The 21,194-nt window shown below is 67.0% G+C and carries 26 protein-coding genes; 16 read left to right on the top strand and 10 right to left on the bottom strand.

Annotated elements, in window-relative coordinates; translation table 11 throughout:
* Position 1: 1 nt before the first annotated feature.
* On the bottom strand, positions 2–679 hold the full coding sequence (locus BST13_RS23095) for a TetR/AcrR family transcriptional regulator (protein WP_083166343.1): 678 nt from the start codon (positions 677–679) through the stop codon (positions 2–4).
* Between the two features lie 109 nt (positions 680–788).
* Here BST13_RS23095 and BST13_RS23090 point away from each other — a divergent pair, with 109 nt between their 5' ends.
* Positions 789–1,142 carry a DUF732 domain-containing protein gene (locus BST13_RS23090; RefSeq protein ID WP_083166342.1) on the top strand — a complete coding sequence of 118 codons (354 nt, stop codon included), beginning with the start codon at positions 789–791 and terminating at the stop codon, positions 1,140–1,142.
* Between the two features lie 28 nt (positions 1,143–1,170).
* Here BST13_RS23090 and BST13_RS23085 read toward each other — a convergent pair whose 3' ends face one another.
* Complete coding sequence (locus BST13_RS23085; protein WP_083166341.1) at positions 1,171–2,181, bottom strand: oxygenase MpaB family protein; 1,011 nt, start codon at positions 2,179–2,181, stop codon at positions 1,171–1,173.
* Between the two features lie 81 nt (positions 2,182–2,262).
* On the opposite strand from BST13_RS23085, the gene BST13_RS23080 reads away from it, so the two are divergent.
* On the top strand, positions 2,263–2,847 hold the full coding sequence (locus BST13_RS23080; RefSeq protein ID WP_083166340.1) for a TetR/AcrR family transcriptional regulator: 585 nt from the start codon (positions 2,263–2,265) through the stop codon (positions 2,845–2,847).
* 4 nt (positions 2,848–2,851) lie between these two features.
* On the opposite strand, the gene BST13_RS23075 is transcribed toward BST13_RS23080, so the two are convergent.
* Positions 2,852–3,316 carry a hypothetical protein gene (locus BST13_RS23075; RefSeq protein WP_083166339.1) on the bottom strand — a complete coding sequence of 155 codons (465 nt, stop codon included), beginning with the start codon at positions 3,314–3,316 and terminating at the stop codon, positions 2,852–2,854.
* A gap of 182 nt (positions 3,317–3,498) precedes the next feature.
* On the opposite strand from BST13_RS23075, the gene BST13_RS23070 reads away from it, so the two are divergent.
* The 4 genes from BST13_RS23070 to phoU all read left to right on the top strand — a co-directional run bounded on the left by BST13_RS23070 (position 3,499) and on the right by phoU (position 8,884).
* A complete protein-coding gene (locus BST13_RS23070; protein ID WP_083166338.1) occupies positions 3,499–4,500 on the top strand; it encodes an acyl-ACP desaturase in 1,002 nt (333 codons plus the stop codon).
* Complete coding sequence (gene dusB / locus BST13_RS23065; RefSeq protein WP_095533672.1) at positions 4,497–5,672, top strand: tRNA dihydrouridine synthase DusB; 1,176 nt, start codon at positions 4,497–4,499, stop codon at positions 5,670–5,672. The genes BST13_RS23070 and dusB overlap by 4 nt, the downstream gene beginning before the upstream one ends.
* A gap of 209 nt (positions 5,673–5,881) precedes the next feature.
* Entirely contained in the window at positions 5,882–8,143 is a 2,262-nt protein-coding gene (locus BST13_RS23060) for an LCP family protein (protein WP_083166337.1), read from the top strand.
* A gap of 72 nt (positions 8,144–8,215) precedes the next feature.
* The gene (gene phoU, locus BST13_RS23055; protein ID WP_083166336.1) at positions 8,216–8,884 is read left to right on the top strand and encodes a phosphate signaling complex protein PhoU; all 669 of its coding nucleotides are present in this window, start codon (positions 8,216–8,218) and stop codon (positions 8,882–8,884) included.
* A 6-nt stretch (positions 8,885–8,890) separates the two neighbouring features.
* Here the strand turns inward: phoU and BST13_RS23050 are convergent, their stop codons facing one another.
* Positions 8,891–9,397, bottom strand: a complete 507-nt coding sequence (locus BST13_RS23050) for a MarR family winged helix-turn-helix transcriptional regulator (protein WP_083166359.1) — start codon at positions 9,395–9,397, stop codon at positions 8,891–8,893.
* 80 nt (positions 9,398–9,477) lie between these two features.
* Between BST13_RS23050 and BST13_RS23045 the strand changes: the two genes are divergently transcribed.
* Entirely contained in the window at positions 9,478–10,452 is a 975-nt protein-coding gene (locus tag BST13_RS23045) for a quinone oxidoreductase family protein (RefSeq protein WP_083166335.1), read from the top strand.
* Between the two features lie 11 nt (positions 10,453–10,463).
* Here the strand turns inward: BST13_RS23045 and pstB are convergent, their stop codons facing one another.
* The 6 genes from pstB to BST13_RS23015 all read right to left on the bottom strand — a co-directional run bounded on the left by pstB (position 10,464) and on the right by BST13_RS23015 (position 16,222).
* The gene (gene pstB, locus BST13_RS23040; protein WP_083166334.1) at positions 10,464–11,240 is read right to left on the bottom strand and encodes a phosphate ABC transporter ATP-binding protein PstB; all 777 of its coding nucleotides are present in this window, start codon (positions 11,238–11,240) and stop codon (positions 10,464–10,466) included.
* Positions 11,241–11,251: 11 nt separating this feature from the next.
* On the bottom strand, positions 11,252–12,166 hold the full coding sequence (gene pstA / locus BST13_RS23035; RefSeq protein ID WP_083166333.1) for a phosphate ABC transporter permease PstA: 915 nt from the start codon (positions 12,164–12,166) through the stop codon (positions 11,252–11,254).
* Positions 12,163–13,221, bottom strand: a complete 1,059-nt coding sequence (pstC, locus tag BST13_RS23030) for a phosphate ABC transporter permease subunit PstC (protein ID WP_083166332.1) — start codon at positions 13,219–13,221, stop codon at positions 12,163–12,165. Before pstC ends, pstA begins: the two co-directional genes overlap by 4 nt.
* Positions 13,222–13,264: 43 nt before the next feature.
* Positions 13,265–14,404, bottom strand: a complete 1,140-nt coding sequence (gene pstS, locus BST13_RS23025) for a phosphate ABC transporter substrate-binding protein PstS (RefSeq protein ID WP_083166331.1) — start codon at positions 14,402–14,404, stop codon at positions 13,265–13,267.
* Positions 14,405–14,516: 112 nt separating this feature from the next.
* A complete protein-coding gene (gene mshD, locus BST13_RS23020) occupies positions 14,517–15,443 on the bottom strand; it encodes a mycothiol synthase (RefSeq protein WP_083166330.1) in 927 nt (308 codons plus the stop codon).
* Positions 15,440–16,222, bottom strand: a complete 783-nt coding sequence (locus BST13_RS23015) for a winged helix-turn-helix transcriptional regulator (protein WP_170064316.1) — start codon at positions 16,220–16,222, stop codon at positions 15,440–15,442. Before BST13_RS23015 ends, mshD begins: the two co-directional genes overlap by 4 nt.
* A 175-nt stretch (positions 16,223–16,397) precedes the next feature.
* On the opposite strand from BST13_RS23015, the gene lmeA reads away from it, so the two are divergent.
* From lmeA to BST13_RS22975, 9 genes are all read left to right on the top strand, one after another.
* Positions 16,398–17,201: a mannan chain length control protein LmeA gene (lmeA, locus tag BST13_RS23010; RefSeq protein WP_170064315.1), complete on the top strand. Its 804-nt coding sequence runs from the start codon at positions 16,398–16,400 to the stop codon at positions 17,199–17,201.
* Positions 17,198–17,623 (top strand): thioredoxin family protein, encoded by a 426-nt coding sequence (locus BST13_RS23005; RefSeq protein ID WP_083166328.1) that lies wholly within the window; start codon positions 17,198–17,200, stop codon positions 17,621–17,623. The genes lmeA and BST13_RS23005 overlap by 4 nt, the downstream gene beginning before the upstream one ends.
* Before the next feature lie 29 nt (positions 17,624–17,652).
* Positions 17,653–17,742, top strand: coding sequence for an Ms5788A family Cys-rich leader peptide (locus tag BST13_RS40430; RefSeq protein ID WP_425437039.1), 90 nt, complete (start codon positions 17,653–17,655; stop codon positions 17,740–17,742).
* A gap of 91 nt (positions 17,743–17,833) precedes the next feature.
* Positions 17,834–18,301, top strand: a complete 468-nt coding sequence (locus BST13_RS23000; protein WP_083166327.1) for a DUF4395 domain-containing protein — start codon at positions 17,834–17,836, stop codon at positions 18,299–18,301.
* A 35-nt stretch (positions 18,302–18,336) separates the two neighbouring features.
* On the top strand, positions 18,337–19,173 hold the full coding sequence (locus BST13_RS22995; protein WP_083166326.1) for a sulfurtransferase: 837 nt from the start codon (positions 18,337–18,339) through the stop codon (positions 19,171–19,173).
* A 1-nt stretch (position 19,174) separates the two neighbouring features.
* Positions 19,175–19,477: a DUF1416 domain-containing protein gene (locus BST13_RS22990; RefSeq protein WP_029369850.1), complete on the top strand. Its 303-nt coding sequence runs from the start codon at positions 19,175–19,177 to the stop codon at positions 19,475–19,477.
* A 226-nt stretch (positions 19,478–19,703) separates the two neighbouring features.
* Positions 19,704–20,381, top strand: a complete 678-nt coding sequence (locus tag BST13_RS22985) for a heme-binding beta-barrel domain-containing protein (protein ID WP_083166325.1) — start codon at positions 19,704–19,706, stop codon at positions 20,379–20,381.
* Entirely contained in the window at positions 20,381–20,632 is a 252-nt protein-coding gene (locus tag BST13_RS22980; RefSeq protein ID WP_083166324.1) for a hypothetical protein, read from the top strand. Before BST13_RS22985 ends, BST13_RS22980 begins: the two co-directional genes overlap by 1 nt.
* A gap of 68 nt (positions 20,633–20,700) precedes the next feature.
* A complete protein-coding gene (locus tag BST13_RS22975) occupies positions 20,701–21,132 on the top strand; it encodes a hypothetical protein (protein ID WP_083166323.1) in 432 nt (143 codons plus the stop codon).
* Positions 21,133–21,194: the final 62 nt, after the last annotated feature.

Below are 21,194 nucleotides of genomic sequence, written 5' to 3'. Positions count from 1 at the left end.
GCTAGTTGGCCCTGGCCAGTTCCATATCGTGCAGCCGGGTGCTCGTCACTTCTCGGATACCCGCCAATCGCGACTGGTCGACCAGCAGTGAACGCAGGACGAAGTCCGCTGCCTGCAGGGGACGTTCATGCCGCATCTGCCCGGACGGCCCGCCCTGTTCGCGCAGCGTCTCGAACAGCATGCCGTTGATGGCCCGCAGCACGAAACTTGGTTCGAAGGAGACGAATTCGCCTGCGCGGCGGCCGCCGTCGATCACGCGCTCGACCTGATCGTGAAACAGTGCAATGCCTTCGCGTTCGGCCTCGAAGTCGTCCAGGGCGAGAACAGCATCCTGGTAGAGCCCCCGCGCGTCGAACGGCTGCAACAGGATCTCCCGGACGTCGCACGCGATGGCGAGGTGCAACTTCTCGGCCCAAGTCGAATCTTCGTTCAGCCGTTGGTTCATCCGGTCGATGGACGGACCGAGGTCGAGTTCGATCAACGCCCGAAAGATCTCGTGCTTGGCCTGGAAGTGGTGAAACAGCGAAGGTTGCCGGATCTGGACGGCCTCGGCGATGTCTCGCGTCGAGGTGCCGAAATAGCCGCGCTGAGCGAACAGGACCGACGCCGCCAGCAGGATCCGGCCACGCGTCGAGGTCCAATCGACCGGCTTCGGTTCCCAACCCTGCCCGTACTTCACCGGTCAACTGTGACACACCCATCCAGCTGTCAGGCGCTACGCGTGGCCGCGGGCAGCTAACGTAGGGTTTGTCCTCAGGGTCGGTAGTTGAAAATCGGAGGAGCGCCCTATGTTGTCCCGGCGGCCCACCCGGGCCATCGCCACATCGGTCGGCGCAGGCGCGCTCGTCGCCGCCATGGCGTTCGGGATCGCCCCGGCCCACGCGGACCCGGCCGACGACGCGAGGTTCCTCGACATCGTCAAACAGCTCAACGTCCCGATGGAGTCCCCCGAGCAGGCCGTGCAGGCCGGTCACGGGATCTGTGACAAGGTCGCGGCGGGCAAGATCGAGCCCGCGCGCACGGTACGCAGCATCCTCGGTCAGCTCACCGCGAGTGGTCTGCAGAAGGGTGGTGCCGTCAACCTCATCTGGGGTGCGGTCGACGTCTACTGCCCGCAGTACCGCTCGCTCGTCGGCCGCTGAGGCAGGCCGCTGACGCAGCCGGAAGCGGTCACACGGCCGGGCTGTAATGCATCCCGTTGTCGCGGTGCCCGACCGGCGGCAGATTCCGAGCCGGGGTGTGCACCAAGGGCGCATCGGCCGGAATCCGGCCCGCGGCACGGTCCCAGCCGGCGCGAGCCCTCGGATGATGGTGATAGCGCCTCGGCACCAGCTTGAACACGTGCCCGATCACCTTGCCCAGCAAGCGGTGTCGACGCTCGTCCCGCTCGGTCCAGGTGTAGCCCATCAGCTCCCGCACGGCGGGGTCGTACAGGCCGACGGTGAACCAGACGAACAACGGGTGCACGAGGTAGCGCCGCTGCAGCGCCCACATCCAGTCCGGCATCTTCGAGGCGAACGGCGGCTTGGGCAGCTCGGACAGGTCCAGCACGTCCCGTGCGGCCTTGTTGTTCTCCAACACGTTGCGGCACATGTGATCCCAGTAGACCTGGAAGTCCTCCCAGGTCTCCGGGACGGGCCGCATGCTCATGCCGTACATCGAGTACCACTGCTTGTGCTCGGTGAACAGCTGCCGCTTGTCGGCTTCGGAGATGCCGCCGGCCAGTCGGTCCGCCACGATGATGGTGCCGACGAAGAACGTCGCGTGCGCCCAGTAGAAGACGTCGGGATTCAGTGCGTGGTAGCGACGGCCCTGTGCGTCGACGCCCTTGATGTTGACGTGATAGTCGCGCACCTCGGCGCCGGTGAGCGGCGCGCGGTCCCCGTCGAATACGACCCCACCGATCGGGTACAGCGAGCGCAGCAGCCGCGGCCACCGCTCCTGGAAAAAGATCGAGTGCTCCTCGACGGCCGCGCCGAGCTGCGGGTGCATGTTCTGCATCGAGCCGGCCCACGGGCCTTGCAGCATGCCCCGCCAGTCACCGAAATATTTCCACGTCAGCGAATCGGGACCGAGCGGCACCGGCGGCGCGTCGTACCCTCCCGGCGCCATCGGGCACCCCGCCGCAACGGCGGGCGATGCGCTGGTCACCGGGCATGTCTCAGACGTATCTTGAGTCACAAGTGCACTTTCTGCCAGCAGAAACGGTCGTCTCACGCGATTTTGACTACGCATGTTGTCAGCGAGAGTTTAGGAGCATATGTGCCGTCCGGTCAACGCTCGCGCCGATGGGCGGGTGTCCCGCTGCGGGAACGCGCCGAATTGCGGCGCGACGAACTGATCGCCGCCGGGGTGAAATTGCTGGGCGGCGCCAAAGGCCCGGCCCTGACCGTGCGGGCCGTATGCCGGGAGGCCGAACTCACCGAGCGCTACTTCTATGAGAGCTTCACCGACCGCGACGAGTTCGTGCGCGCGGTGTACGACGATGTGTGCACAGGCGCGATGACCACGTTGACCAGCGCCGCCACCCCGCGCGAAGCGGTGGAGCGGTTCGTCGCCCTGATGGTCGACGACCCCACCCGCGGCCGCGTCCTGCTGCTGGCACCGGAATCGGAGCCCGTACTCACCCGCTCAGGGGCTGAGTGGATGCCGAGCTTCATCGACCTGCTGCAGCAGAAGCTCACGCGGATCGCCGATCCGGTTCGTCAGGCCATGATGGCGACGAGCCTGATCGGCGCACTGACCGCGCTGTTCACCGCATATCTCAACGACAGACTGCCGGTGACGCGCGATCAGTTCATCGACTACTGCGTCGACATGCTGGTCGGACGCGTCGTCAGTTTCTGAAGAGTCAGCGGTTGGGCGTGCTGGTGTCGATGATCGCCTGCTCCTCAGACGCATCCGCAGCAGCCTGCGCCTCGGCCTCGGCCTTCGCCGCCTCGGCATCGGCGGCGGACTTGGCCTGCCGACCTTCGGGGCTGGCCACCGAGGCTCCGGGCTTGGTTGCCGACGCGTACGCACCGGCGCAGTTCAAATAGAACTGCACCTCGTCGCTGCGGTGCGCGCCGTCGTTGGCGCTGGTGAAAGGAGAGGTCTGCGAGCGCGTCACGATGCACTCGTCGTCCGACAACGTGTCGCCCACGCGGGCCGCGATCTTGACGGTCTTTCCCGCATCCCCGGCCGCGGACGACGCGTCGGCGTAGGTCTGCCCGGCGTAGTCGTCGGCGGCGGCGACACCGGCCCCGAACAGGACGGTTGTCATGGCCGCCGTTGCCGCGATGGCCGAGCCTGCCCCGACGACGAAAAGCTTCTTCACCTGTGCCGTACCTCCGAGTCTGCTGTGAAGTATTGACGGATGCTACCGCCATCCCGGGCGTGGCGCAGGCCACTGCGACACAAGCCGGAGTAACTTGAATGTCACCGGGATACACAGATATATTGAGTGCAACCAACGGGTACAGATAACTCGGACACATGGTTACGAGAAAGCGAGCACCCATGTCGAAGGAAATGACCGACCTGCAGCTGCTGCAGGAGCTCGAACCTGTCGTCGAGAAGAGCATGAATCGGCACATGCAGATGCGGAAGGACTGGAATCCGCACGACTTCATCCCCTGGTCTGACGGCAAGAACTACTACGCGCTCGGCGGACAGGACTGGGAGCCCGGTCAATCCAAGCTTTCCGAGGTCGCCCAGACCGCGATGGTGCAGAACCTGCTGACCGAGGACAACCTGCCGTCCTATCACCGCGAGATCGCGATGAACATGGGCATGGACGGCGCCTGGGGCCAGTGGGTCAACCGCTGGACCGCCGAGGAGAACCGGCACGGCATCGCGCTGCGCGACTACCTCGTCGTCACCCGCGCCATCGATCCCGTGGAGCTCGAAGAGCTGCGGGTCGAGCAGGTCACGCGCGGCTTCTCCCCGGGCCAGAACCAGCAGGGCGACCTGTTTGCCGAGAGCCTGTTCGACTCGGTCATCTACGTGACGTTCCAGGAGCTCGCCACCCGCGTGTCGCACCGCAACACCGGCAAGGCCTGCGACGAGCCGATCGCCGACCAGCTGCTGCAGCGCATCTCGGGCGACGAGAACCTGCACATGATCTTCTACCGCGATGTCAGCGCCGCCGGGCTGGACATCTCCCCCAACCAGGCGATGGCGTCGCTGCACCGGGTGCTCGACAACTTCAAGATGCCCGGCTACACCGTGCCGGACTTCCGCCGCAAGGCCGTGGTCATCGCCGTCGGCGGCGTCTACGACCCGCGGATCCACCTCGACGACGTGGTGATGCCGGTGCTCAAGAAGTGGCGCATCTTCGAGCGTGAGGACTTCACCGGTGAGGGCGCCCGCCTTCGTGACGACCTCGGCCGCCTGGTCAAGGAACTCGAGGACGCCTGCGAGAAGTTCGAGGTCGCCAAGGAGCGCCGCCTGGAGCGTGAGCGCAAGATGGCCGAGAAGAAGGCCATGAAGAACCTTCTGGTGTCGTCGTCGACTGCATGACATCGCCACCCACGACTGCGACGTCGACCCGGTCTGCACTGCAGATCGGGTCGATCGCATTGCGCAGCCCGGTCGTACTGGCTCCCATGGCCGGTGTGACCAACGTCGCATTCCGCACGTTGTGCCGCGAATTGGAAGTCGCCCGCGCCGGCACCGTCAGCGGCCTGTACGTGTGCGAGATGGTCACGGCCCGCGCGCTTGTCGAGCGCCATCCCGTCACCATGCACATGACGACGTTCGCTCCCGACGAGTCGCCGCGGTCACTGCAGCTCTACACGGTTGACCCGGAGACCACCTACCGGGCGGCCAAGATGATCGCCGACGAAGGCATGGCCGACCACATCGACATGAACTTCGGCTGCCCGGTGCCCAAGGTCACCAAGCGTGGCGGCGGCTCCGCGTTGCCGTACAAGCGGCGCCTGTTCGGTCAGATCGTCGCGGCCGCGGTGCGTGGTGTCGCGGGCACCGATATTCCGGTGACGGTCAAGTTCCGCATCGGCATCGACGACGCCCACCACACCCACCTCGACGCGGGCCGCATCGCCGCCGAGGAAGGCGCGGCCGCCGTCGCACTGCACGCCCGTACCGCGGCGCAGCGCTACTCCGGCACCGCCGACTGGGAGCAGATCGCCGCCCTCAAAGCGCACGTCACCAGCGTTCCGGTGCTCGGCAACGGCGACATCTTCGAGGCCGACGACGCGCTCGCGATGATGGCGGCCACCGGTTGCGACGGCGTCGTCATCGGCCGCGGATGCCTGGGCAGGCCCTGGCTGTTCGCCGAGCTGTCGGCCGCGTTCACCGGCCGTCCCGCCCCCACGCCGCCGACGCTCGGCGAGGTCGCGGACATCGTCCGACGCCACGGCGAGCTGCTCAGCGCCCACTTCGGCGAGGACAAGGGCATGCGAGACATCCGCAAGCACGTCGCGTGGTATCTGCACGGGTTCCCGGCCGGCGCCGAGCTGCGTCGCGGTCTGGCGCTGGTCAAGACCCGCGCCGAACTCGACGAGCTGCTGCGCCAGCTGGACGGCGAGACGGCGTTTCCGGAGGCCGCCACCGGCCCGCGGGGCCGTCAGGGTTCAGCGGCGTCGGTCTCGCTGCCGGAGGGCTGGCTGGATGATCCCGACGACTGCGCGGTGCCGTTCGGCGCAGACGTGATGCACTCGGGAGGCTGATCGGTGGCCGTTCCGACCCGGTTTCGAGATGACTCCGTCATCTCCTCTGGCTGGCCCACACCCCGGGCTTCTCGTTACGATGGGGGCTCGGTCGTGGCCGGTGCCGGGGCCCGGAACCACACTTACTGCAGCTAGAGACGCTTATCGCGTCGCGAAACGTTTGATGCGCACCGACGCGCACGCCCACAGAGTCGGAGGCCCGTAGGGACATGAGTGACGGTGACAACGCCACTCCCGGCCGTCGGCGACGTGCAGAAGACGGCGACAACCAATGGCTTACCCGATCCCCGCAGCCATTGCCAGGCGCCGCGCCGTGGGAACGCGCAGATCATCTGACCGGTGCTGATCCGGCACCCGACGAGCCGACCGGCAATCACGCCGACGGTGTCACCGTGGCCGACCTCATCGCCAGGATGACCCGCACCGGCGACGCTCCCGTGCCACGGCGCTCGCGGCACCGAGCCGAGCCGGAGTCGGACCCTGAGCCCGAGCCCCAACCCGAGTACGAACCCCCTCCCGAGCCCGAGCGGCCCGACCCCACCGAGGTGATCGAGGCCGTGCGAGACGTCCCCGAGGATCCGGTCTACGCCGGTGATCTGGGCTACGTCGAGGACTCGGGATATGTCGAGGACCCGGGCTATGTCGAGGACTCGGTGTATCCCGAGGACGCCGGCCACGTCGAAGACCCGGTGGACCGCGAGGACATGGCGGAGACCACGGTCATCCCGGTGGTGATCGATGACGAGCCGCAGGACGATCCGGATTCGCCGGAGCCCGGCCGTCGGTCGTGGCGGGGGTCGCGCATGCTGCCCGCCCGCGCAGTCGGTCGACCGCTCGATTCCGATCCGCTGACCGAGATCATCGAGCCGGTGCCGGCTCGCCACCACCGGGTGAAGCTGGCCGGCCGGGCGGCCGCGGCGCTGTTGGCCGTGCTCGCGTTGGTCCTGACCGGCGGTGCGTGGCAATGGCAGTCCTCGAAGAACAACATGCTCAACAAGGTGTCGGCGCTCGACCCGAATTCGCGCGACATCATGGACCCCAATGCTCAGTTCGGCGACGAGAACTTCCTCATCGTCGGCATCGACAGCCGCTTCGGCGACAACGCCCAGATGGGTGCGGGCGACACGCAGGATGCCGGCGGCGCCCGCTCCGACACGATCATGCTGGTCAACATCCCGGCCAGCCGCAAGCGCGTGGTGGCCGTGTCGTTCCCTCGGGACCTGGCCATCACACCGACCAAATGCGAGCCCTGGAACCCCGAAACCTCCACGTACGGCCCGCTGTACGACAAGGACACCGGGACCTACGGCCCGGACGAGGTGTACACCGAGACCAAGCTGAACTCGGCCTTCGCGTTCGGCGGCCCCAGGTGCCTGGTGAAGGTCATCCAGAAGCTGTCCGGCCTGTCGATCAACCGGTTCATGGCCGTCGACTTCGCCGGCTTCTCCAAGATGGTCGACGCCGTCGGTGGCGTTGAGGTGTGCAGCACCACCCCGCTGGAGGATTACGAACTCGGCACGGTGCTGCCCAACGCCGGACGCCAGATCGTCGACGGCCACACCGCGCTGAACTACGTGCGGGCTCGCCAGGTCACCACCGAGTTCAACGGCGACTACGGCCGCATCAAACGTCAGCAGCTTTTCCTGTCCTCATTGCTGCGCTCGCTGATCTCCAAGGAGACGTTCTTCTCGCTGAGCAAGCTGAACAACGTCGTCAACATGTTCATCAGCGACAGCTACGTCGACAACATCAAGACCAAGGACCTCGTCGACCTCGGACAGTCGGTGCAGGGCGTCAACGCGGGCCGGATCAGCTTCGTCACGGTGCCCACCGTCGGATACGCCGACGAAAGCGGCAACGAGACCCCGCGGACCGATGACATGCGCGCCCTGTTCGACGCGATCATCAACGACGACCCGCTGCCGGGCGAGAAGAACGCCGACAACACACCGGTGCCGGGGAGCACACCGTCGAGCACCTCGGCCGCACGGTCGTCGGAGGCGCCCCAGACAGCGACCACGGCCCCCGCCCCGGCCGACCCGGCGCCCGCGGAGATGGTCAACGCCGTCACCACCGACCCGCAGGACGTCACGGTCCGGGTGTCGAACTCGACCGGCGCCGACGGGCTCGCCGCGACCGCGGCCCAAGAGCTGCAGCAGCACGGTTTCAACGTGTCGAGCCCGGACGACTATCCGGAGGCGCTGCCGTCCACCACGGTGTTCTTCTCCCCCGGTAACGAGCAGGCCGCGGCCACGGTCGCGTCCTCGTTCGCCAACCCGACGATCGAGCGGGTGAGCGGCATGGGCAGCGTGGTGCGGGTGGTGCTGGGCTCCGACTTCCACAACGTGAATGCGCCAACGCCGAGCGGGTCGGAGGTGCAGGTCAACGTGGTGCACGGCACGAGCACCGCACACACCGAGCTGCCCCAGGATCTGACCGTCACCAACGCCGCCGACACCACCTGCGAATAATCGAGGGGCATTCACCCTCCGTTCACCGGTAGCGTCGTGACTACCTAGCGACTGACAGCCTAATCTTGTCGCATGCGTACCCAGTACCACGAACAATTGGATTCCCTCACAGATCAGCTCGGCGCGATGTGCGAGCTGGCGGGTACCGCGATGGAACGCGCCACCCAGGCGTTGTTGCAGGCTGATCTGGTCCTGGCCGAGCAGGTCATCACCGACCACGACCAGATGAGCGCGCTGAGCACCCGCGCCGAGGAATCCGCATTCGTGTTGCTGGCCCTGCAGGCCCCGGTCGCAGGCGATCTACGTTCGGTGGTGGGCTCGATCCAGATCGTGGCCGACGTCGACCGGATGGGCGCGCTGGCGCTGCACGTCGCCAAGATCGCCCGCCGTCGCCACCCGCAGCATGCCCTGCCGGAGGAGGTCAACGGCTACTTCGCCGAAATGGGCCGCGTAGCAGTCGAACTGGGCCACGCCGCGCGCGAGGTGCTGATCACCCGCGATCCCGAGAAGGCCGCCAGGATCCAGGAGGAAGACGATGCGATGGACGATCTGCATCGTCACCTGTTCACCGTGCTGATGGACCGGGACTGGAAGTACGGCGTGACCGCCGCGGTCGACGTGACGTTGTTGAGCCGGTTCTACGAACGCTTCGCCGACCATGCCGTCGAGGTGGCCCGCCGGGTGATCTTCCAGGTCACCGGCGTCTACCCGGACGGCGAGACCATTCCGCAGCAGCAGTAACCGGGGCTAGTCCGGCACCAGCCGGACGCCGACCTTACGGGCGGCCGCCAGATCACCGAGCACCTTGGTGATCACCTGCAGTTCTGCGCTGCTGTAACGCAGCAGGAAATCGCGCCAGCCGGAATCCATCTCGGTGTGCATCTGCCGGTGCACCTCGGCCACGAGCTCGCCGTCGGCGGTGAGGCTGAGCTCGATTTCCTTGCGGTTGCCGGGAATTGCCTCCCGCGTCACCAGTCCGGCGGCCACCAGGCGCTGAACGTGTTTGGACACCGTGCCTTTGAGTCTGCCCGACCGCGCGGCCAACCCGACCACACTGACCGGCCCCTCGGCGATGTCGGCCAGCAGGTGCAGGCTCAGCGTGGGGAGCTCGCGCAGCGCCCGCTCCAGCCGGGCCGGGCACCGGTCGACCACGAAATCCCGTTCGGCGTCACCGTCGCCGCCGTCGTCGAACCTGTCACCGACCACGCCGATCAGCGCGGTGATGTCGTCGACCAGCGCGAGCTTGGTTTTCACGGAAACCATATTGCCATCTCGACCCGGCCACGTATATGGTTTCTACGGAAACGATATCTGCGGAAACCATAGGAGCAGGCATGAAAGCCGCCGTCGTCGATCACTGGGGCCAGGCACCCACCTACACCGACGTTCCCGAGCCCGAGCCCCGCGACGGGGCCCAGGTGGTCGCCGTCGAGGCCTCGGCCCTGACCAATCTCACCCGGGCGCTGGTGTCAGGAAAGCACTACGCCAGCAAGGAAATTCAGCTCCCCGCCATACCCGGCGTGGATGGCGTGGCCCGGCTGGCCGACGGGCGTCGCGTCTACACCGGCGCACTCGCGCCCGACGGCATGATGGCCGAACGCACCCTGATCGACCCGAGCGGCGGCATCGAGATCCCCGACACGCTGGATTCCGTGACTGCTGCTGCCCTACCCAACCCGGGCATCTCCGCATGGACCGCGCTGGCCGCCGCCGGCGCAGTCAAAACCGGTGACCACGTGCTGGTGCTCGGCGCCACCGGAGTCACCGGCGCGACGGCCGTGCAGCTCGCGAAGTCCGTGTTCGGCGCAGGCCGCGTGGTGGTCGCCGGCCGCGACGCCGACCGGCTGCAGTGGCTGCGCACGGTCGGCGCCGACGACGTGATCACCCTCGGCACAGAGGATCTCGCCGGCAGGGTCGAGGCTCTCCACGCCGAGCAGCCGTTCGACGCCGTGCTCGACTATCTCTGGGGCAACCCCGCGGCGCAGGCGCTGGCGGCGCTGGCAGCGAGCCATCCGTCGGCGCACTACCACGCCACGCGATTCGTGCAGATCGGCTCGATGGCAGGCCCCACGCTCGAACTCGATGCCGGGGTGCTGCGCGGCAACGGCATCACCCTGTGCGGCGTGGGCATCGGCAGCGTGTCGCCCGAGGCCGTTACGCGGGCCCGCACCGAAGGTCTCACCCGGATGTTCGCCATGGTCGCCGCGGGCGAGCTGCAACTGCGCACCGAGGCCCGGCCGCTGGCCGATGTCGAGCAGGTGTGGACCGCCCGCGAACCGTCGGGAACCCGGGTGGTGTTGACGCCCTAGCGGCAGGGACGTCAGCCGAAACGGCCGGAGATGTAATCCTCCGTGGCCTTCTTGCTCGGGTTGGAGAAGATCTTCTCGGTGTCATCGATCTCGATGAGCCTGCCGGGTTTTCCGGTGGCCTCGAGGTTGAAGAACGCCGTCTGATCACTCACCCGGGCCGCCTGCTGCATGTTGTGCGTGACGATCACGATCGTGTAGTCCAGCTTCAGCGTCGAGATCAGGTCCTCGATGGCCAGCGTGGAGATCGGATCGAGGGCCGAGCACGGCTCGTCCATCAGCAACACATCGGGTTGCACCGCAATGGCTCTGGCGATGCACAACCGCTGCTGCTGACCGCCCGAGAGGCCGCCGCCGGGCTTGTCGAGCCGGTCCTTGACCTCGTTCCACAGGTTCGCGCCCTTGAGCGAGCGCTCGGCGACCTCGTCCAGGGTCTTCTTGTTGCGCACGCCCTGAAGCTTCAGGCCCGCCACCACGTTGTCGCGAATCGACATGGTGGGGAACGGATTCGGGCGCTGGAACACCATGCCGATGGTCTTGCGCACGCCGACCGGGTCGACGCCGGCGCCGTAGATGTCCTCGCCGTCGAGCAGTACCGAGCCCTCGACACGCGCCCCGGGGATGACCTCGTGCATGCGGTTCAGCGTGCGCAGCACGGTCGACTTGCCGCAGCCGGACGGGCCGATGAACGCGGTGACGCTGCGCGGCTGCACCGACAGCGCGACATCGGCGACCGCGTGGAAGGAGCCGTAATAGATGTTGACGTCTTTGAGATCAAGCCGTTTGGCCATTGGGTGTGCTCCTAGAACTTCTTGGGGGCAAAGATTTTGGCGACCAACCGGGCCGCAACGTTGAGCACCGCGATCAACAGGATGAGCGTCAGCGCAGCACCCCACAGCCGGTCGGTCGGCACCGGGTTGGCGCCCGCGCCCGCGGAGATCTGGTCGTACATCATGCCCGGCAGCGATCCCATGAACCCGTTGAACATGTCGAAGTTGATGGCCTGGGCGTAACCGACCAGGATCAGCAGCGGCGCCGTCTCACCCATCACGCGGGCCAATGCCAGCATGACGCCGGTGACGATGCCCGACAGCGCCGTCGGGATCACGATGCGCAGGATGGTCTTCCACTTCGGCACGCCCAGCGCGTAACTGGCCTCGCGCAGGTCCATCGGGACGATCCGCAGCATCTCCTCGGTGGCCCGCACGATCACCGGAATCATCAACAGCACCAAGGACAGTGACACCGCGAAGCCGGACCGTCCGAAGCCGAGGGTGGCCACCCACAGCGCGTAGATGAACAGTGCCGCCACGATCGAGGGCACACCGGTGAGGATGTCGACCATGAAGGTGGTGAGCTTGCCCAGCCGGGTGCCGCCGCCGTATTCGACGAGGTACACCGCGACCATGACACCGATCGGAATGGAGATGATCGAGCACACGACGCCCTGCAGCAGCGTGCCGATCAGAGCGTGGTAGACACCGCCGCCGGGGGCGAACGCCGTCATGCCTGACTGAGAATTGGTGAACCACACCGGGGAGGTCAGCGCGCTCCACCCCTTGGCGATCGCTGACCACAGCACCCACAGCAGGGGCACGAGCGCGATCAGCATGGAGGCCGAAACAAGCACGGTGGCCAGGTGATTGGTGAGCTTGCGACGAACGCTGACGCCCTGGAACGCCGGTGCCTTGACCGGCTGGTCGAGTGTCGCGGTCATGAGCGTCCCTTTCCGGCGACGACGGCGCGCGCCAGTGAGTTGACCACGAATGTGAGGATGAACAGCACCAGGCCGGCCGCAATGTAGGCGCCTGCCTTGTACTGGTCGTTGAATTCGCTTGCCGTGGCGGCGATCTTGCTCGCGAAGGTGTAGCCGCCGTCGAACAGCGACCAGCCGAACGCCGTCTGGGTGCCGCGCAGGATGATCAGCAGGGCGATGGTCTCACCGAGTGCGCGGCCCAGGCCGAGCATCGCGCCGCTGATGTAGCCCGACATGCCGAACGGCAGCACGGTGGTGCGCACGACCTCCCAGCGGGTGGCGCCGAGGGCCAATGCGGCCTCGATCTGCCCGCGGGGCGTCTGGACGAACACTTCGCGGGTCACCGCGGTGATGATCGGCAGGATCATCACCGCCAGCACGATGCCCGCGGTGAAGATGGTGCCGCCGCCGGCCAGCGACACATTGCCTGTCTTGAACAGGAACAGCCACGACAGATTTTCGTTGAGCCACACCGCCAACGGCTTGAGCACCGGGGCCAGGACGTACAGGCCCCAGACGCCGTAGACGATCGACGGCACCGCCGCGAGCAGGTCGACCATGTACGCCAACGGGCTGGACAGCCGCTTGGGGGCGTACTGGGTGAGGAAGATCGCGATGCCCAGTGCGACGGGCATCGCCAGCACCAGGGAGAACACCGACACGAACACGGTCACCTGCAGCAGGTCGAGGATGCCGAAGTGCATCGCCGACGTGTTGGTGGTGACCCAGTTACCGCCGTAGAGGAAGAAGTTCTCCTGGTTGCGGGCCAACGCCGGGATGGCCCGCCAGAGCAGGAACACCCCGATCGCCGCGATGAGCGCGACGATCAGGATGCCCGAGCCTTCGGCCAGGCCGCGGAAAACGCGGTCGCCCAGCCGTACTTTCGCCGCCCCACGGGACGGATCGGTGGAGATGGGTTCTGCCTTCGGGGTGGGCGCGGCGATGGCCTCGCCCGACCCCGCGTCGGCAGGATCAGGTGTTGTCACGGTTGTCCCGTCCGGGCCCCTGTCGGTCATACGATCGAAAATCCATCCTCACCAGAATAATTGCGCCAGCGAACTAGGCGATCGCGTTGACCGAAGTGAGCAGGCGCTGCTTGAAGGCGTCCGGAAGCGGGACGTAACCGGCATCGCCGAGGCCCGACTGGCCCTGGTTGGCAGCGACCGTCAGGAACGACTTGACCGCTGCGGACGTGTCGGCGTCATACCCCTTGGAGCAGACGATGTTGTAGGTCGCCAGCACCAGCGGGTACACGCCCGCTTCCTTCGAGCCGTACAGCGAGTTCAGGTCGAGCTTGAGGTCGTTGCCCTCGGCCGCGAACTTGGCGGAATCGATGGCCTTGGCTGCCGACTCGTTGGTCAGCGCGACCGGGCCCGCGCCGCTGTCGATCTGCGCGGCGGTCAGCTTGGCCTTGTCGGCGAAGCCCTTTTCCACGTAGCCGATCGATCCTGGGGTGTTCTGCACGGCCTGCACCACGCCCGAGGACTTCTGCGCACCCTCGCCTGCGCCGCCCTGGAACTCGCTGCCTGCGCCCTTGGTCCACGCCTGCGGAGCGGCGGCGGACAGGTACTTCTGGAAGTTGTCGGTGGTGCCCGAGGAATCCGAACGGTAGACCGGCTTGATGTCGACGTCCGGCAGATTGGTGCCCGCGTTGAGCGCCGCGATGGCCGGGTCGTTCCACTTCTTGATCTGGCCCTGGAAGATCTTGGCCAGCACGTCGCCGTTGACGACGAGCTTGTCGACGCCCTCGAGGTTGTAGGCCAGGGCGACCGGGCCGAACACCAGCGGCAGGTTCCAGGCCGGGTTTCCGCCGCAGCGATCCGCGGCGGCCTTGACCTGATCGCCGCTCAGCGCCGAGTCCGAGCCGGCGAAGTCGACCTGCTTGGCGATGAACTGCTCACGCCCTGCGCCCGAGCCGGTCGGGTTGTACGACAGGTTCTTGCCCGGGCACGCCTGGCCCCAAGCCTGGTTGAACAGCGCGATGGCGTTCTGCTGGGCCGTCGAGCCTTCGGCGGTCAGCGCATTCTTGCCACCGCACTCTGCGGACGCCGCAGCGCTGCCGGAGGCGGCCGAGGTCGACTTGGTGCCGCTGTTGTTGTCGCTGCCGCACGCGGTCAACGTCAGCGCAGCGACGGCCGTCGCAGACAAGAACACTCCCAGCGGAGTGCCGACCCTCTTACCGATGCTGTTGAGCTTCACTTATCCCACTTTCGTTTGACGGCGTCAGACTCCCCGGCAACGTATGCGGCCGCAGTGGACGGTGTGGTGATGGAATATGAACGCACGGTGAACAGGTTCAGCGTGTTCACTGCTAGTCGCGTTGCGAAGCCCCATAGGCCGCATCGACAACAGCTACCTCGAAACCGAGTTTTCGGTAAGTGTTCACCGCCGCCGAGTTATCTGCCTCGACGTAAAGCATGACGACAGGCTGTGAAGTCCCTGATAGCGCCGCCGCCAGCTGATGCAGCCCGGTCAACGTCAACGCGGACCCCAGCCCGCGGCCCTGGGCGGACGGATCGACGCCCACCACGTAGACCTCGCCGAGACCGGCGCCGTCCGGCAGGCCGCCGGGGTGGATCTTCGTCCAGTGGAAACCCAGCAGGCGTCCGGATGATTCTGGTTCTGTACCGAACGCCAGAAACAGGCCCTCGGGGTCGAACCACGCCTCGTCGCGACGTTCGGCGATCTCGTGCTCGGTCCAACCGCCCTGCTCGGGGTGCCACGAGAAGGCCGCGTTGTTGACCCGGAGCAACTCGGCGTCGTCCTGCGGACCCTGATACGTCCGGATCGTCACGCCGGCCACTTCTTGCTGCGGCGGCAGGTCGGCCAGCGGACGGCGCATCTGCAGCAGTTCACGGACGATGACCAGCCGCAATTCCGACGCGAGGGCACGGGCGGGCTCGAGGTTGCCGTGCGCCCAGATCCTGGCGCCGGGACCGCCCGCGGAGAGTCCCGCGCGAGCCAGCTGCGACCCGATCCCCTGCCGCCTGGCATCCGGGTGCACCACCAGCTCGGCCATCGCCGGGTCGTCACCGCCTGCCGGGGTCAGGTTGAGGTAACCGATCACCTCGTCGCCGTCGGCAGCGACGAGATGCCTGGTCCGGTCACGGCCGAGCTCACGCAAGACCTGATCACCGACCGGCGCGATCCCGTCGTGCTCGGTCGCCGCCACGATGAGCGCACGGATCTGCTGCTGATCGCCGCCGGACAACGACGTGCGCCAGGTGATCGTTGTCACTGGCTGGACAGCCGATCGGCCAGCGGACCCTTGGCGACCGGCGGCGAGTAGTCGTCGTCGTCATCGTCGCTGTCTTCTGCGGTGTGCCCGACGGCAGGGGCGCGTCCGCGCGACGGGCGGACCGCCTTGTAGCCCACGTTGCGCACGGTTCCGATCAGCGATTCGTACTCCGGCCCCAGCTTGGCGCGCAGTCGCCGCACATGCACATCGACGGTGCGGGTGCCGCCGAAGAAGTCGTACCCCCATACCTCCTGCAGCAGTTGGGCGCGGGTGAACACCCGTCCGGCGTGCTGTGCGAGGTACTTCAGCAGCTCGAACTCCTTATAGGTGAGGTCGAGCGGGCGGCCGCGCAGCCGCGCGGTGTAGGTGCCCTCGTCGATCACCAGCTCACCCAGAGAGATCTTGCCGACGTTCTCCTGGCTGGCCGCGCCACCACGGCGCCCCACCAGCAGCCGCAACCTCGCATCGATCTCGGCCGGGCCGGTGGCCGGCAACAGGATCTCGTCGAGGCCCCACTCGTGGGTCACAGCGACGAGTCCGCCTTCGTTGAGCACCGCGACGACCGGCACGGACGTCCCGGTCGTGCCCAACAACCGACACAAGCCGCGGGCGGCGGCCAGATCCACCCGCGCATCGACGATCGCCACGTCGGCGTTGCCCGCCTCCAGCAGGGAGGACACCTCGGTCGGCGCTGTCCGCACGTTATGGGCCAGCAGCGACAGGGAAGGCAGGACAGACTCCGGATGCGAGTCGAGGGTGAGTAGCAGCAGATCCAACAGGTCCTCCGGCGCACCGGGAATCACTTCGGAACCGCCCGGACGCCGATGTCGGAGGTGGTTACCCGGATTCATGGCTGACACATGGCCGTTACCGGCCATTTGTCTTCTAACGATAACGCCTTACCTGCGGTTCGGCCGCGTCGCGAGAAGCGCCCGTCCGAACGTGGGCAACAATATGCCGGTGCGGAAACTGGTGATCGGCTTCGTCGCGACCGTGCTTGCGCTCGTCGTGGCGGCCGTCGGCGTCGACTTCGGCGCCGCCATCTACGCCGAATACCGCCTGGCCCGCACGCTGCGCACAGTCGCGGCCCTGAACTGGGACCCCACCGCCGCGATCCTCGGATTCCCGTTCATCACCCAGGCCCGCAGGCACCATTACAACGAGGTGGAGCTGCGGGCGATCGGGGTGGACCACCCCGTGGTCGGCAAGGCATCGCTGGAAGCCACCATGCACCACATCAACCTGACCGAGGCGTCCTGGCTCATCCGGCCGAACGCCCCCATGCACGTCGGGAAGCTGGAGAGCCGCATCATCATCGATTCCACCCACGTGGGGCGGTTCATGGGTATCGACGACCTGCTGGTGGAGGCGCCGTCCCGAGAGACCAACGATCCCACCGGCGGCACCACCGAATCGGGCATATCGAGCAACCAGGGCCTGGTCTTCACCGGCACTCCCCGGGCAGCGGGCATCGACAAGCGCGTCAGCGTCACGGTGGATCTGTCCATCACCGGCGATGACCACAGCACGCTGGTGATGACCGCCACCGGGGTACTCACCGGCGCAGGCACTGCCGACCAGCCGGTTCCCGAGGACAAGACCGCCGCGGTGCTCGCAGAGTTCAGCAGCACCATCACCGGACAGCGACTGCCCTTCGGTATCGCGCCGACCAGTGAGGGCGCCCGCGGCTCCGACATCATCATCGAGGGCATCGCCGAGGGAGTAACCGTCGAGCTGAGCGAGTTCAGACAGACATGAGCACTTCCATGATCACCGTGATCGCGGTGCTGATCGCCGCGCTGGGCGTGGCGTATGTGATCGGCCGGCTGGTGACCCGGCGCGCCGGGAAGCTGCGGGTCACCGACGAGGCCGCCACCGAGCTGGACACCTCCGACCTCGGGCTGTCCAGTACCGGGCCGACCATCCTGCATTTCAGCGCGGAATGGTGTGGGCCGTGCGCAGGCGTACGCCGTGTAGTCGACCAGGTATGCGCCGAGCTGCCCGCGGTGGCGCACGTCGAGATCGACATGGACGCGAATCCGGCGGCGGCGCGGCGTCTTTCGGTTTTGTCGCTGCCGACGACGTTCATCTTCGACGCCGGAGGGCATCAGCGGTACCGCACCAGCGGGGTGCCCAAGGCTGCTGACCTGCGCGCGGCGCTCGAACCGCTGTTGGCCTGACTCGGCCGTTATTGGGTAAGCTGTCGCTCGTGTCCGCCCGCATTGAGCTTGTGCTCACCAAGCGCCGCGCAGTCGATCTGTGCCGCGTCGCGGGTTGCTGTTGTTGTTGTTGCTGCTGAGCGCTTCCGCGCGTCTTGACGTGCCCGCTCGGAGTCTTGTCTCCGGCCTGCTCACCTTCCAGCCTTCCAACAACAACAGGAGCTTCTTCACATGTCAGGTCCCCACCTCGAGACCGTCGGTCAGGTCGACGTGCGCGGCCCACGATTCGCCGCCTGGGTCACCACCGGTGCATTGATTCTCACCCTGCTGGTCTCCGGGGTCAGCAATACCGCGGCCGCCGTCGTGCTCGGCCTGCAGGCGGTGGTGTTCGCCATCGGCGCCATCGGCGGCCCCCGCCGTCATCCGTACGGCCGGTTGTTCGCCAAGCTCGTAGCGCCCCGTCTCGGTCCCGTCACCGAACGTGAACCGGTTGCTCCGCTGAAATTCGCTCAACTGGTCGGCTTCGTGTTCGCCGTCGTGGGTACCGTCGGCTTCGCGCTCGGCGTCCCCGCGCTGGGCTTGGCCGCCACCGCGCTGGCCTTGGTGGCAGCGTTCCTCAATGCCGCTTTCGGCATCTGCCTCGGCTGCCAGATCTATCCGCTGGTGGCCCGGTTCCGTCGCACGCCAAGTCCCGCCTGACCCTCAAATATCAAGCAACCGAAAGGATCTCGTCTATGGCACGCTCCGACGTCCTGGTCTCCACCGAATGGGCCGGGAGCAATCTCGAAACTCCTGGCGTGGTATTCGTCGAGGTCGACGAGAACACCAGCGCTTATGACGACGAGGGCCACATCCCCGGCGCCGTCAAGCTGGACTGGAAAGACGACCTGCAGGACGCGGTCAAGCGCGACTTCGTCGACCAGCAGCAGTTCTCGAAGCTGTTGAGCGACAAGGGCGTCAGCAATGACGACACCGTGGTCCTGTACGGCGGCAACAACAACTGGTTCGCGGCCTACGCCTACTGGTACTTCAAGCTGTACGGCCACACCGACGTCAAGCTGCTCGACGGCGGCCGCAAGCGCTGGCAGCTCGATGGCCGCCCGCTGGTCAAGGACGCGGTGAGCCGCCCGGAGACGTCGTACTCGGCCAAGCCGCAGGACCACAGCATCCGCGCCTTCCGTGACGACGTGATCGCCGCGATCAACGTCAAGAACCTGGTCGACGTGCGTTCGCCCGACGAGTTCTCCGGCAAGATCCTGGCCCCCGCGCACCTCCCGCAGGAACAGAGCCAGCGGCCCGGACACATCCCCGGAGCCATCAACGTTCCGTGGAGCAAGGCCGCCAACGAGGACGGCACCTTCAAGTCCGACGAGGAGCTCGCGGCGCTGTACGCCGCGGCGGGCCTGGACGGCGAGAAGGAAACCATCGCCTACTGCCGGATCGGTGAGCGCTCGTCGCACACCTGGTTCGTGCTGCAGGAACTGCTGGGACACAAGAACGTCAAGAACTACGACGGCAGTTGGACGGAATACGGCTCCCTCGTGGGCGCCCCGATCGAGTTGGGAAGTTGATATGTGCTCTGCACCCAAGCAAGGACAGACGTTGCCGGCCGGCGTCGACCTGGAGAAGGAAACCGTGATCACCGGACGCGTGGTCGACGGCTCCGGCCAGGCTGTCGGCGGGGCTTTCGTGCGCCTGCTCGACTCCTCCGACGAGTTCACCGCCGAGGTGGTGGCGTCGGCGACCGGTGACTTCCGCTTCTTCGCCGCGCCGGGCACCTGGACGCTGCGCGCCCTGTCGCCTGCCGGCAACGGTGACGCCAGCGTCGCGCCGACCGGTGCCGGGATCCACGAGGTCGACGTCAAGGTCGCATAGCTCTTCGCCCGAACGTGAGCTTGCGTGCGAGGATTCGCCCGTATCTGGCACACAAGCTCACGTTCGGCGAGTGACCGTCGGCACACCACCCGGGGCCGCGAGACCTTCGCTGAGGAACTAGACTCATCGCCGTGGTGCTCTTCTTCGAGATCATGCTTGTCGCGGCCGTCGTGGTCATCACGTGGTTTGCGTTGTACACCCTTTACCGGCTCGTCACCGACGAGTCGTGACGTCCGAGCAGGACGTTCCGGCCGACGGTCCCGAATCGGTCGTACCGGGCTCCGGTGACCGCGCGGTCGCCGCGGCTGCCGAACGGGCCAAGGCCACGGCAGCCCGCAACATCCCGGCCTTCCAGGATCTACCGCTTCCCGCCGATACCGCCAACCTGCGCGACGGCGTGGGACTCAACGACGCCCTGCTGGCGCTGCTGCCGCTCGTCGGAGTCTGGCGCGGCGAGGGCGAAGGCCGCGACGCCGACGGCGACTACCGGTTCGGCCAGCAGATCGTGGTATCCCACGACGGCTCTGACTACCTGAACTGGGAAGCCCGGTCCTGGCGGCTCAACGAGTCCGGGGACTACGACTCCCCCGCCCTGCGGGAAACCGGCTACTGGCGCTTCGTCGACGATCCGTCGGATCCGTCCGAGGCACAGGCCATCGAATTGCTGCTCGCGCACTCCGCCGGCTACGTGGAGTTGTTCTACGGCCAGCCGCTCAACCAGTCGTCGTGGGAACTGGCCACCGATGCGCTGGCCCGCAGTCGCTCCGGAGTGCTTGTCGGTGGCGCAAAACGGCTCTACGGCATCATCGAGGGCGGCGATCTGGCGTATGTGGAGGAGCGCGTCGACGCCGACGGCGGCCTCGTCCCGCATCTGTCGGCCCGGCTGAGCAGGTTCGTCGGCTAGTGCACCGTCTCGCGTATGCGGTGGCCGCCCTGGCCGCCGCGGCCACCCTGGTGTCCTGTTCGACCGAGAGCGCTCCGCAACCGGCGCCCACGTCGACGCCTCCCGAACACGGCTCGTTCGCGCATTGCCTCACCGAGCATGGTGTGCCAGCAGCACCCGGCCCCGTCGCGGGCCCGCCGCAGGGCGTCGACCCGGGCACCTGGCAGAAGGCCATGACAGCATGCTCGGACCTGGCTCCCGGGCCGCGCTAACCGGCCACACAGCGCACACATAGCTATCGGATAACCCGCGCCCAGCACGGCCGCATAGCGTCACCGCCATGAGACAGACGATCTTGAAAACGGTCTTGACCGGCATGGCGGCCACCGCGCTCATCGGTGGTGTCGCCGCCTGTTCGTCGAGCCAACCGTCAAGTGGGCAGACCAGCTCGTCGGCTGCAGCGTCTGCGTCGACCCCGGCCGCAACGTCAGCGGCGCCGGAATCGGCAGCACCCGACGCGTACGGCCAGTGCATGGAAGATCACGGCATGCCCGCCCCTCCGGGCGGGTTCGGCCAGCGGCCGCCGGGGCATCCGGACGGCCCTCCGCCCGACGGTGCGACGCCTCCCGAGGGAGCTCCTCCAGCCGGGCCGCCACCGGGAAACCACGGTGACCGTGCGACACCCCCTCCGCCGCCGGGAGTAGATCAGAACGCCTGGAACAACGCGTTGCAGGCGTGCGCTTCGTTGGCGCCGGCGCCACCGCCGCGGTAACGAGAATGCCGCCCCGGACATGGAGCGGCCCCCGAGCCTTGGTTCCTGGGTTGGACTGACCG

The organism is Mycobacterium aquaticum (assembly GCF_002086485.1).
Classification (GTDB): domain Bacteria; phylum Actinomycetota; class Actinomycetes; order Mycobacteriales; family Mycobacteriaceae; genus Mycobacterium; species Mycobacterium aquaticum.
This window is presented reverse-complemented; position numbering and strand designations above follow the sequence as displayed.